Raw genomic sequence first — 12,525 nt, 5'->3', positions numbered from 1 at the left:
GGATCGGCTCTCCGTGGTGGCGTTATTGCTTGTGGTAGGCGTCGACCAGCGCCTTGCCATCCGGGCCGGCCTTGTCGAGCCATTCCTTCAGCATGGTGTCGCCGACCTTCTTCAGGTCCGCTTTCAGTTGCGGGGGCGGCGTGACGATTTCCATGCCGTTCTGCTTGAGCAGGTTGATCGTGCGCGCGTTTTCGGCCTTGGACATCTGCCAGCCGCGGGCCTCGGCATCGGCGCCCGCCTTGAGCAGGGCGGCCTGCGTCGCCTTGTCCAGGGCATCGAAGGCGGCCTTGTTCATGATCACGGCGTTCTTCGGCAGCCAGGCCTGCGTGTCGTACCACTTCTTCAGGTGCTCGTAGGTCTTGGTGTCGTAGCCGGTCGAGCCCGAGGACATGTAGGAATCCACGACGCCGGTGGCCAGTGCCTGCGAGAGCTCCGCCGCCTGCACGGTGACGGGCTGCGCGCCCACCAGTTCGGCGATGCGCCCCGTGGCCGGGCTGTAGGCGCGCCACTTCAGGCCCTTCATGTCGGCCGCGGAATTGAGCGTGCGCTTCGTGTAGATGCCTTGCGGCGGCCAGGCCACCGCGTACAGCAGCATCATGCCCTGCTCGCCGAGCTTCTTCTCGAGGAAGGGCCTTTGCGCCTTGTACAGTTTCATGGACGCGTCGTAGCTGTCCGCGAGGAAGGGGATGCCGTCCGCGCCGAACAGCTGCCACTCGTTCTGGAAGTTCACCAGTAGGATCTCGCCGATCTGCGCCTGGCCTTGCTGCACCGCGCGCTTGATCTCGGGCGCCTTGAACAGCGACGCGTTCGGGTGCACGGTGATCTTGAGCTTGCCGCCCGAAGCCTTGTCCACGTCGTCGGCGAACTTGACGAGGTTTTCGGAGTGGAAATTGCTGGCGGGGTAGGCGGCGGGCAGGTCCCATTTGGTCTGGGCGAAGGCGCCGGTAGCGAGGCCCAGCGCGGCCACCGCGATCAGCTGTTTGAGTTTCATGCGCTCTCCGGGAGAATTGCAGGAATGGAAGCGCCGAGGATAAATGCAATTGCCGGGCCGGCGCCATCCGTATTTGCACCCCGCGGCTTTGTCGGCGTGCTGACGCTCGACACGCGCTTTCCGCGGCTGCCGGGCGATATCGGCAATCCCGCTTCTTTCGGCGTACCGGCACTCACGCGGACGGTCCACGGCGCGCGGCCGGAGCAGGTGGTGCAATCGGCTGCCGCCCAGCGCGGCGCCGGGCTCCTCGCGCCATTCCTGCGCACCATGCACGAACTCGAAGCATTGGGCGCCGTGGCCATCACGACCAGCTGCGGCTTCCTCGTGCTGATGCAGCAGGCGCTGGAGGCGCAGGCGCGCGTGCCGGTCGTGACGTCCAGCCTGCTGATGCTGCCGGGCCTGTTCGAATCGCATCGCCGCGTGGGCGTGCTCACGATCAGCGCGCGTCACCTCGATGGCGACTTCCTCGCCGCGGCCGGCGTGCCGTCCTCGCGCATGCAAGATGTCGTGATCGAAGGCGTGGCATCGGACGGCGAGTTCGCACAGGTGTTCCTCGGCAACCGTTCCACGCTGGATTTCGCTCGCGCGCGCGCTGACGTGGTCGAAGCCGCGCGGCGCCTGCGCGCCCGGGCGCCCGACGTCGCCTCACTGGTGCTCGAATGCACCAACATGCCCCCGTATGCGCGCGACATCGAGGCGGCGACGGGCCTGCGCTGCTGGTCGCTGCTGCAGTCGGAGCGCCCGCTGGCGGCCGTGCGCTTACGATCGCCGATCTGACGACGGATAGACACATGCATCAAGCCAACACGCCGCAAGCCCGCTGGCAATTCTGGATCGACCGCGGGGGCACGTTCACCGACATCGTGGCCAAGCGTCCGGACGGCAAGCTCCTCACGCACAAATTGCTCTCGGACAACCCGGAGCAGTACCGCGATGCGGCCGTGGCCGGCATCCGTCACCTGCTGGGCTTGCGATCCGGCGAGCCGGTGACGCCCGCGCTGGTGGAATCCGTGAAGATGGGCACGACGGTGGCCACCAATGCGTTGCTCGAGCGCAAGGGCGAGCCGACGCTGCTCGTCACGACTCAGGGTTTCCGCGACGCGCTGCGTATCGCCTACCAGAACCGGCCGCGCCTGTTCGATCGGCACATCGCGCTGCCCGAGCTGCTGTATTCGTCCGTGATCGAAGCGCACGAGCGGGTCGGCGCGAACGGCGAAATGATCCAGCCGCTGGAGGAGGCGCACCTGCGCGAGGCGCTGGAGAAGGCCCATGCGAGCGGCCTGCGCAGCGTGGCCGTCGTGTTCATGCACGGCTACCGCTTCACCGCACACGAGAAGGCGGCGGCGCGGCTCGCCGGCGAGATCGGCTTCGCGCAGGTGAGCACCTCGCACGGGACCAGCCCGATGATGAAGTTCGTCAGCCGCGGCGACACCACGGTGGTCGACGCCTATCTCTCGCCGATCCTGCGGCGCTATGTCGACCAGGTGGCGGGCGAAATGCCGGGCGTGAAGCTCTTCTTCATGCAGTCGTCCGGCGGCCTCACGGACGCGCACGCGTTCCAGGGCAAGGACGCGATTCTGTCGGGGCCCGCTGGCGGCATCGTCGGCATGGCGAGGACGGCGCAGCTGGCCGGTCATCACAAGGTGATCGGCTTCGACATGGGCGGCACGTCGACCGACGTGTCGCACTTCGCGGGCGAGTTCGAGCGCGAGTTCGAGACGCAGGTCGCCGGTGTGCGCATGCGCGCGCCGATGATGAGCATCCACACGGTGGCCGCGGGCGGCGGCTCGATCCTGGAGTTCGATGGTTCACGGTTCCGCGTCGGGCCGCAAAGCGCCGGCGCCAATCCCGGGCCCGCGAGCTATCGCCGCGGCGGCCCGCTCGCGGTGACGGACGCGAACGTGATGGTCGGCAAGATCCAGCCGCGCTATTTCCCGAAGGTGTTCGGACCGAAGGCGAACGAGCCGCTGAGCGAGGAGATCGTCCGGCAGAGATTCGGCGAACTGGCCGGCCGCGTCGGCCGCCCGGCGGAAGTGGTGGCCGAGGGCTTCATCGACATCGCCGTGCAGCAGATGGCCAACGCGATCAAGAAGATTTCGGTCGCACGCGGCTACGACGTCACACGCTACACGCTGCAATGCTTCGGCGGCGCCGGTGGGCAACATGCGTGCCTCGTCGCCGATGCGCTGGGCATGAGCCGCGTATTCGTGCACCCGTTGGCCGGGGTGCTGTCGGCCTACGGCATGGGCCTGGCGGACCAGAACGTGATCCGCGAGCAGGCCGTCGAGCTGCCCCTGACGCAGGTCAACCAGCCGCGGGTGGCCGAAACCCTCGATGCGCTGGCCGCCGCTGCGCGGGGCGAGCTGGAAAGGCAGCAGGCGAACACGGGCCAGGTGACGGTGCACCGGCGCGTGCACGTGCGCTACGAAGGCAGCGACTCGGCGCTCGTCGTTCCCTTCGGCGACCTCCCGGCGATCGTCGCCGGGTTCGAAGCCGCCTATCGGCAGCGCTTCGCGTTCCTGATGCAAGGCAAGGGCATGATGGTCGAAGCCGTGTCGGTGGAAGCCGTGGTCGCGGGCGACGCGCCCGCGGAGCCGCGCCTCGAAGTGCAGCCGGCGCGCGAGACGCCGCGGCGCGAAACGGTGAAGATGTATTCGGGCGGGCAGTGGCACGAGGCCGCGCTCGTCGTGCGGGAGGACCTGCGTCCGGGCGACGTGATCGCGGGCCCGGCGATCATCGCGGAGAAGAATGCGACGACCGTCGTCGAGCCGGGGTGGGAAGCGCAGCTCACGTCGCTGGACCACATCGTGCTGGAGCGCCGGGTGCCGCGCACGCAGCGGTTCGCCGCGGGCACGCGGGTCGATCCGGTGTTGCTGGAGGTGTTCAACAACCTGTTCATGAACATCGCCGAGCAGATGGGCCTGCAGCTGCAGAACACGGCTTACTCGGTGAACATCAAGGAGCGGCTGGACTTCTCGTGTGCGCTGTTCGATGCGCAGGGCAACCTGATCGCCAACGCACCGCACATGCCGGTGCACCTGGGCTCGATGGGCGAATCGATCAAGACCGTGATCCGCGAGAACGCGGGCCGCATGTCGCCCGGCGATGTATACGTGCTCAATGACCCGTACCACGGCGGCACGCACCTGCCCGATATCACGGTGATCACACCGGTGTACCTGGATGCCGGCGAGGGCCGGCCGCTGTTTTATGTGGGCTCGCGCGGGCACCATGCCGACATCGGTGGGATCACGCCCGGATCGATGCCGCCGTTCTCGACGCTGATCGAGGAAGAGGGCGTGCAGATCAACAACGAGAAGCTCGTGGACCGCGGCGTGCTGCGCGAGGCCGAGATGGTCGCGCTGCTGAAAAGCGGCAAATACCCGAGCCGCAATCCCGGCCAGAACATGGCCGACCTGAAGGCGCAGATCGCGGCGAACGAGAAGGGCGTGCAGGAGCTGCGCAAGATGGTCGAGCAGTTCGGGCTCGAGGTGGTGCAGGCCTACATGAAGCACGTGCAGGACAACGCCGAGGAATCGGTGCGGCGCGTGATCACGAAACTGAAGGACGGCGAGTTCACATTGCCGCTGGACAACGGCGCGCAGATCCAGGTGGCGATCCGTGTCAACGCGAAGGACCGCAGCGCCGAGATCGATTTCACCGGCACGTCGCCGCAGCAGGTCAACAACTTCAACGCGCCGACGGCGGTGTGCATGGCGGCGGTGCTGTACGTCTTCCGCACGCTCGTCGATGACGAGATCCCGCTCAATGCGGGCTGCCTCAAGCCGCTGAAGGTGATCATCCCGCCGCATTCGATGCTCAATCCCGACCCGCCGGCCTCGGTGGTCGCGGGCAACGTCGAGACCTCGATGTGCATCACGAACACGCTGTACGGCGCGCTGGGCGTGATGGCGTCCAGCCAGTGCACGATGAACAACTTCACCTTCGGCAACGCGCGCTACCAGTACTACGAGACGATCTCGGGCGGCAGCGGGGCGGGCGAGGGTTTCGACGGCACGAGCGTCGTACAGACCCACATGACCAACTCGCGCCTCACGGACCCCGAGGTGCTGGAGTTCCGTTTCCCGGTGCGGCTGGAGAGCTACCGGATCCGCGAGGGGTCGGGCGGCGCGGGCCGGTGGAAGGGCGGCGATGGCGGCGTGCGCCGGGTGCGTTTCCTGGAGGCCATGACCGCGAGCATTCTCTCCAACGGCCGCAAGCACGGCGCCTTCGGCATGGCTGGGGGCCGGGCAGGACAGGTGGGCCTCAATCGTGTCGTGCGCGCGGACGGGCGCCAGGAGGAGCTGGGTCACATCGGATCGGCCGAGATGCAGCCGGGCGACGTGTTCGAGATCCACACGCCCGGGGGCGGCGGGTTCGGCGCGCCATGAAAAAAGCCCGCCGGGTGGCGGGCCTTCTATTGGTCCCAAGTGCCCATAGGAACGGAGGGACTCGGCTAATGAGCTGAGGTCACGCTCAAGCCGCGGCTCCGGCGCGCCGGCAAATCCGAATACGCGTCCAACCGGTGCGGCCTGCCGACGGTCACCCTCAGAGATCGCGACTTCAACGCAATTCACTCGTCCGCGCTCGCGGACGAGCAACCCACGACCAAGGTATGGAAGGGCGGCGATCCGCCGGCATGTGCCGACTTACTTCCAGAACGCGCGAACCGGCCGCCGACACGGCGGAGCACGTAGCCCATGCTGACGAAGCTTTCGGGAGGTGCGTGATGCACGAGTACACCGCCGATGACCGCTGGGCTGGTACGACCTGCAGGGCGGCCCGGTTCTGGCGCTACGCGCCAATGCGAAGGGCTGGTCGCGCGCGGCCGAGGAGACCTTCTGAGACGGCTTCGTTGCACGGTGTGCAGCGCAGCACATGCTTGCCGGGGGATGCCGAGTCGCGATCGGCTGAGGGGTGGTGAGTTCTGGTCTGGAGGGCGGGTCTTAGAGCTCTGGGTCTCCTTCCAGCGGGCGCGCCTACGACGTTTCATAAATGAGGCAGTTGCCCAGCGTCTCCCGCAAGTTGAGGAGACCGCAACGCGCCAGTTGGTAGCCGTGCAACGTTGCGGCGTGGCAGCAGACAAGTTCATTGATGAATCGAGGTCGTTCGATCTACACTTCGCACAAATAGTTACCAGGGGGGCGAATGCCCGTGAGCGGCTACAACGAGCAGTCAGCAGAGACTGCTAGGGTGAGTCGTGCTTCGGAGGGAAGTGCACTCGAGCAGGATTCCTTAGGCGCTCCCGCCTTGGCGGCCCTATGCGCCATTGCCCGTCTCCATCAGATCGCGGCTGATCCGGCCGCACTCGCGCATCAACTCGGCATGCCCCCAAGTGATCGCGTCGGCGTCGACGAGCTTCTTCGAGCTTCGAAGCATCTTGGACTCAAGGCCAAGCTGACCTCAACGACCGTCGATCGTCTGCCTCTCACCCCATTGCCAGCGCTCGCGCTTCTGTCGCGTGAAGACGGAAGTCTTGATGTCGTGATCTTGGCACAGTGCGATGGGAAGCGCGTCCTGATCCAGGACCCGAGGGCAGCGGGCTCGCGACCTATGATTGAACCGGTCGAAGTGTTCACGTCGAATTGGACCGGTGATCTGATCCTGATTACCAGCCGCGCAAGCCTCATGGGAGAGCTCGCGCGCTTCGACTTCTCCTGGTTCATCCCGTCGATCGTCAAGTACCGCAGATTGCTGGGCGAAGTCCTGCTGATCTCGCTCATGCTGCAGCTGTTCGCGCTGGTCAGCCCCTTGTTCTTTCAGGTGGTGATGGACAAGGTCCTGGTTCACAAGGGACTCACAACGCTGGACGTCCTGGTCATCGGGCTGGTCACCGTCGTGGTCTTCGAGAGTGTGCTTTCGGGTCTGCGCTCCTACGTCTTCAGCCACACCACCAGCCGCATCGACGTCGAACTCGGCGCGCGCCTGTTCCGCCACTTGGTGCAATTGCCGCTGGCCTACTTCCAGGCTCGCCGGGTCGGTGATTCGGTGGCCCGTGTTCGTGAGTTGGAGAACATCCGTAGCTTCCTTACCGGCCAGGCACTCACGGTCGTGCTCGATGCGACCTTCTCGATCGTCTTCATCGCTGTGATGCTGTTTTACAGCGTGCCGCTGACGCTGATCGTGTTGGCGAGCCTGCCGCTGTATTTCATATTGAGCCTCGGCGTGGTGCCGATTCTGCGCAAGCGCCTGGACGTGAAGTTCGCCCGCAGCGCCGAGAACCACGCGATGCTGGTGGAAACCATCACCGGCATCCAGACCGTCAAGGCGAGCGCACTGGAACCCAGCTTCGCCCGCCGTTGGGACAATCAGCTCGCGGCCTACGTCAGTGCGAGTTTCAAGACACAGAATCTCGCGAGCTGGGCGAACGAAGCGGTGAACCTGATCGGCAAGCTGGTGAACGCCGCCATGCTCTGGTGGGGCGCGCACCTGGTGATTGACGGCGATCTGACCGTCGGCCAGTTCGTCGCGTTCACCATGTTCGCGCAGCGCGTGGCCAGCCCCATCATGCGCATGGCGCAGCTGTGGACAGACTTCCAACAGACCGGCATCTCGATGGCCCGCCTGGGTGACATCCTGAACACCCGAACCGAGGTGCCGCCGTCCAGTGCCGCGCAGCTGCCGCCGATCAAGGGCCGGGTAACGATCGATAGTGTGATTTTCCGCTATCGGCCCGAGGCCGTCCCCGTTCTCAAGAACATCCACCTCGATGCCCGGCCCGGCGAAGTGATCGGCATCGTCGGCCGCTCGGGATCGGGCAAGAGCACGCTGACCAAACTGATCCAGCGCCTGTATGTTCCCGAGTCGGGCCGCATCCTGGTCGACGGTATCGACATCGCCTTGATCGACGCGGCGCAGCTGCGCCGGCAAGTGGGCGTTGTGCTCCAGGAAAACCTGCTGTTCAACCGCAGCGTGCGCGAAAACATCGCGATCGCCGACCCGGCCGCCCCGATCGAAGCCGTGATGCGTGCCGCGCAGCTCGCTGGCGCGCACGAGTTCATCAGCGAACTTCCCGAGGGCTACGACACCGTGGTCGGTGAGCAAGGCAGCTCGTTATCGGGTGGGCAGCGCCAGCGCATCGCGATCGCCCGGGCCCTCTTCACGAATCCCCGGATCCTGATCTTCGACGAGGCAACAAGCGCGCTGGACTACGAGAGCGAGGCCATCATCCATCGCAACATGGCGCAGATCTGCCAGGGGCGCACCGTGTTCGTTATCGCCCATCGGCTGTCGGCCGTGCGACAAGCGAACCGCATCGTCGTACTGGAGAAGGGACACATCGCCGAAATTGGTCCGCACGAAGAGCTGGTGAACAAGCCGCGTGGACTCTACGCGCACCTGTGGCGCATGCAGGACGGCAGCCAAGTACAGCAAGAGGCCACGGCATGAATGCGCCCAGCCATCCGGTGCTGGACCTGCTGGCGCGCTACCGCACGGTTTTGTCGCTGGCCTGGGGGGCACGGCACGAACTGGCCGGGCCTGCCCGCCTGGCCGACGAAGCGGCGTTCCTGCCCGCGGCGCTGAGTCTGCAGGAAACGCCCCTGCATCCGGCGCCGCGCCGGTTCGCCTACGCGATCATGGCGGTGTTCCTGATTGCACTCCTGTGGAGCATCTTCGGCAAGATCGATGTCGTGGCGGTCGCCACCGGCCGCATCATCGTGAGCGATCGCACGAAGCTCGTGCAGCCGCTGGAGCGCAGCGTCGTCAAACGAGTACTGGTGCAGGACGGCGATCGTGTCCGGTCTGGCCAACCGCTGATCGAGCTCGATCCGACGTTCGCCAGTGCTGACAAGGCCGCCACTCAGGAGCAGGTGAAGGCGGCGCACTCGGATGCGCTGCGGGCGCGGACGATCCTGGATGCGATGTCCGGTGGCCAGGCTCGCCCCCGTGCGCGCTTCCCCACTCAATGGAGCTCGGCCGATGTGCAGGCGGCGCAATCCCAATTGGAGGCTGAGTGGTCGGACATCGCGGCCAAGCTCGCCAAGTCGGCATCGGAGATCAACAGGCGCCATGCGGAGATCGACACTGCGCGCGAAATGATCACGAAACTGGAGCTCACGCTACCCATCGCGCGGCAGCGTGAAAAGGATTTCGAGCGCCTCGCCAAGGAGGGCTACGCCGCCGAACACATGTCCCAGGACAAGTCGCGCGAGCGCATCGAACTCGAACACGACCTAGCAACGCAGAGGGCACGCCTGGCCGAAGCGCAGGCGGCACTGCGCGAAAGTGAAATGGCTCGCATGGCTTACTTGGCTGAAACGCGGCGCACGTTGAGCGACCGCGAGGCGCAATCCGAGCTCAGGCGGCAGCAGGCCACGCAGGATCAGTCCAAGGCGGAAGAAAGAGAGCGCCTGACGGTGCTCAGGGCGCCGGTCGACGGTACGGTGCAGCAGCTCGCGGCGCATACCGCCGGCGGCGTGGTGACGGAGGCCCAGACCCTGATGGTCGTGGTGCCCGTCGGCGCGCAGGTCACCGCGGAGGTGACACTGGAGAACAAGGATGTCGGGTTCGTGGACGTGGGTCAGAACGCCGAGATCAAGCTGGAGACTTTCCCCTTCACGCGCTATGGCACCGTTGCGGCCAAGGTCACGCGCGTGAGCGCTGACGCGGTGAACGACGAGAAGCGCGGCGCGTTGTTTCCGGCGACTTTGACGCTCAACGCGACCGATATCGATGTGGACGGCAAGAGAGTCCGCTTGCAACCAGGCATGAACCTGAGCGCGGAGATCAAGACTGGGCGCCGGCGGGTCATCGAGTTTCTGCTGAGCCCGATTCAGAAGGCCGCCAGCGAAGCATGGAGGGAGCGATGAGACGAATGACTCTACGCCGCCGCTTCGCGCGCCAGCTCCAGCAAGCGCAATTGCGCGGGCAGGCAGATCGTGCGCAGGTCGTAGTTCTCCACGATCGTGCGGCGGGCGCGCTCTCCGATGGAAGCGAACGCAGCCGGCTCCGTCAGGACGGCGACCACCCGCTGCGCGATCTGCTGCGGCGAGAAGAAGTCAACCAGCAGGCCGTTGTCGCTGTCGTGAATCACCTCCTCGACCGGCGCGGTCTTCGACGCCACGACCACACAGCCGGCAGCCATGGCTTCCAGCATGGACCACGACAGCACGAAAGGATAGGTCAGATAGACATGGACCTTCGAGACCTGCAGCAGGTTGAGGAAGGTGTTGTACGGGACCTTCCCGAGAAAGTGCACCCGGCTTGTATCGAGCGAGCCGGCCAGCTCGTCGAGAAGATGCGCGCGAAACGGCCGGCCATCGGTCGGGCGCGGGCCGTAGCTTGTTTCGTCACCACCGACGATCAGGATGCGCGCTTTCGGCCGCTTCGCGAGGATGGCCGGCAGGCTTCGCATGAAGCCCGGAAAGCCGCGATAAGGCTCCAGGTTCCGAGCTACGTAGGTGACCACGTCGTCACCTGCCGCCAGTTCGATCTCGGTTCCCGGGATGACAAGGCGCGCGGCAGGGTCAGGCTTGACAACAGTCGTGTCGATCCCTTCATGGACCACATGCAGCTTGGGCTGGTAGACCGGCGGATACACGGACTTCTGCCAATGGGTCGGAGTTTGGCCGAGGTCAGCGGCATCGAGGCCAATGAGGTTGCCGATGTTCTTCGTGCGCAGTCGCGGAGCATTGTCGAAAACGAGCTTTTCGGTCGGATCGAAGCCCACGTCCGCGCCGCGGCGGCGATAGAAAAACTCGAAGTAGCCGATCAGGGGCGACTTGGGAAAGACATCCTTCAGATACCACAGCTCGCCCCAACCGTTGTGGGCCAAGACTACGTCGGGGACGAAGCCGGTGTCCTTCAAATCCAGCGCCAGCCGCGCGACGTTCTGCGCGTTCAGAACGGCCGCTTCAGTGTCGCGAAGGTAATGGTGCACACCTGTCGTAGCGGAGCGATGTGGCTCGTACGCGATCACCTTCACCCCCGGCAGACTCGCGTTGCGTCGCTGGGTTGCGAATGTCACTTCGTTGCCCGGTATGGAAGCAAGGTGGCGCGCCAAGTGCAGGTATTGGCCGGGGAAGTTTTGGTGAGCAAACAAAAATCTCATACCTGGTCTTCAGGGTTGCGATTTATGCCGGGCGTCCGAGAGGAAACAACAAACCCAAAAGGCTTGCCTTGGCCCCAATTTCGCTGATAGCAGCTAGCGCTCACGAAGCCTACGAAATCCGAGATCTCCGATTTCTCAGTATAGAACGACCTTCGCGAGGCGAGTTAGAGCCTCCAATCATATTCAACAGAACGGTTGTGGGCGAATGGTACGTGGTTTCGGCCGCTTTAAGTTGTGAGGATGCCTAGCAACTCGGTCGAGCGCGCCGCCCATATGCGAAATTCCATTATCGCGAAGGTGTATGGGTCCGCACTCCGCCGCTGACTGACTGAATTAATCAAAGAGGCAAATCTGATGTTCGGCGGCTGAGCACTGCACGGTCACCACACGCGCCAACACGAGAGTGAAGTCCGTCAGGTGCAAAGGCCCATAGGGCGGTACGACCTCGTCGCGCCGGGTTGGAAGACGAACTGTTAAGTGAGGAGGAAAAGTGGCGACGAACATTGAACATGCGCAAATTGGCCGCGGTGACCTGTCTGCTGGGGTGTTCCGCGACGGCGCGGACGCCGCAAGACTTGTCAGCCTGAGAGAAGGTGGCGATGGCAATGTTCTGGATGGGTGTAAGGATCTTGAGCGGAGGAACGCGTCGTGATAAAGCTGTTCAAACAAACGATCGCTGCAATCTTTGTGGCGACCAATTTGCTGGGGTGTTTGGCCACCGCCAAGAAGCAGGCTCTTCCAGAGCGACAAAAGATCGCAATGGCGATGTTTAACGATCGTTGTAAGAAGGCGGGAGAGTTTATTCATAGGAGCGTTGATGGCGTCGAAGGGATTTACCTGCTCAAACTCCGGCCGTCCAAAGTTAACTACGAAAGTCAGTTTGAATTGGACGATCCTTACGGGCATGATGCGGGCGGTGATCTATACATTCTGAACTTCCTGCGAGGCTTTCAGCATCAGTTGGCGAGCGAGCCGGCGCCAGCTTCGCCGCGCTCCGGCTATATGTATGTTGAAGCTCAAGATGTCAAGGATGGAAAGCGGTATCGCTACACGGGGTCTTTTCGAGAGGTCATCCACACGTCCAGCGTGCTGGCGGGAGGCGACGGCAAGACAACCTTCCGAACCAATGAGTTCGTTCTCAGTCGCGCCCCAGCGGATGGCAGGCCGCCTCACTACGGCGTAACCTACGACGACATCTCAACTCTAGAGGAGCGCAAGTACTGGATTGCAGGGAGTTCGCTCAAGGTAATTGACTTGCAAACCAATGAGGTGATTGCCGAACGCGTCGGCTATATGGTCGACTGGGCGCAAGGCAGCACCGCAGGTGGCCGCTCTCCTTGGCTATTTGCGGCGGACAACGCCTGCCCTGACTTCAACAGTAACCGGGGTCGGCGTGTTCCGGGCCCGGCGTTTTCTGCGCAGGTCGGCCAGACACTCCAGTTCGTTGAGAAAGTCCTGAGGCCATCCAGATAGGGATAAGAGA

The 12,525-nt window shown here is 64.3% G+C and carries 7 protein-coding genes; 5 read left to right on the top strand and 2 right to left on the bottom strand.

Features of this window, described 5'->3' with window-relative positions; translation table 11 throughout:
- Positions 1 to 22: 22 nt before the first annotated feature.
- Positions 23 to 991, bottom strand: coding sequence for a TRAP transporter substrate-binding protein (locus tag AC3EF3_RS12950; protein ID WP_488532562.1), 969 nt, complete (start codon positions 989 to 991; stop codon positions 23 to 25).
- 96 nt (positions 992 to 1,087) lie between these two features.
- Here AC3EF3_RS12950 and AC3EF3_RS12945 point away from each other — a divergent pair, with 96 nt between their 5' ends.
- The 4 genes from AC3EF3_RS12945 (at position 1,088) to AC3EF3_RS12930 (ending at position 9,801) form a co-directional block, all read left to right on the top strand.
- A complete protein-coding gene (locus tag AC3EF3_RS12945; protein ID WP_488532561.1) occupies positions 1,088 to 1,768 on the top strand; it encodes an aspartate/glutamate racemase family protein in 681 nt (226 codons plus the stop codon).
- A 14-nt stretch (positions 1,769 to 1,782) separates the two neighbouring features.
- Entirely contained in the window at positions 1,783 to 5,382 is a 3,600-nt protein-coding gene (locus AC3EF3_RS12940) for a hydantoinase B/oxoprolinase family protein (RefSeq protein ID WP_488532560.1), read from the top strand.
- An 802-nt stretch (positions 5,383 to 6,184) separates the two neighbouring features.
- Positions 6,185 to 8,380, top strand: a complete 2,196-nt coding sequence (locus AC3EF3_RS12935) for a type I secretion system permease/ATPase (protein ID WP_488533786.1) — start codon at positions 6,185 to 6,187, stop codon at positions 8,378 to 8,380.
- The gene (locus AC3EF3_RS12930) at positions 8,377 to 9,801 is read left to right on the top strand and encodes an HlyD family type I secretion periplasmic adaptor subunit (protein ID WP_488532559.1); all 1,425 of its coding nucleotides are present in this window, start codon (positions 8,377 to 8,379) and stop codon (positions 9,799 to 9,801) included. Before AC3EF3_RS12935 ends, AC3EF3_RS12930 begins: the two co-directional genes overlap by 4 nt.
- Positions 9,802 to 9,812: 11 nt before the next feature.
- Here AC3EF3_RS12930 and AC3EF3_RS12925 read toward each other — a convergent pair whose 3' ends face one another.
- Complete coding sequence (locus tag AC3EF3_RS12925) at positions 9,813 to 11,042, bottom strand: glycosyltransferase family 4 protein (RefSeq protein WP_488532558.1); 1,230 nt, start codon at positions 11,040 to 11,042, stop codon at positions 9,813 to 9,815.
- A 648-nt stretch (positions 11,043 to 11,690) separates the two neighbouring features.
- On the opposite strand from AC3EF3_RS12925, the gene AC3EF3_RS12920 reads away from it, so the two are divergent.
- Positions 11,691 to 12,515 carry a hypothetical protein gene (locus tag AC3EF3_RS12920; protein ID WP_488532557.1) on the top strand — a complete coding sequence of 275 codons (825 nt, stop codon included), beginning with the start codon at positions 11,691 to 11,693 and terminating at the stop codon, positions 12,513 to 12,515.
- The last annotated feature ends 10 nt before the right edge of the window (positions 12,516 to 12,525 follow it).

The organism is Ramlibacter sp. GS1-15, from assembly GCF_057785015.1.
Note: the sequence above shows the minus strand (reverse complement) of the source record. Positions and strands in the feature narration are given on the sequence as shown.

What these genes read in the sequence shown, in the direction of transcription:
- AC3EF3_RS12950 (WP_488532562.1), bottom strand. Translation starts at nt 991, where the DNA reads ATGAAACTCAAACAGCTGATCGCGGTGGCCGCGCTGGGCCTCGCTACC.
- AC3EF3_RS12940 (WP_488532560.1), top strand. Translation starts at nt 1,783, where the DNA reads ATGCATCAAGCCAACACGCCGCAAGCCCGCTGGCAATTCTGGATCGAC.
- AC3EF3_RS12930 (WP_488532559.1), top strand. Translation starts at nt 8,377, where the DNA reads ATGAATGCGCCCAGCCATCCGGTGCTGGACCTGCTGGCGCGCTACCGC.
- AC3EF3_RS12925 (WP_488532558.1), bottom strand. Translation starts at nt 11,042, where the DNA reads ATGAGATTTTTGTTTGCTCACCAAAACTTCCCCGGCCAATACCTGCAC.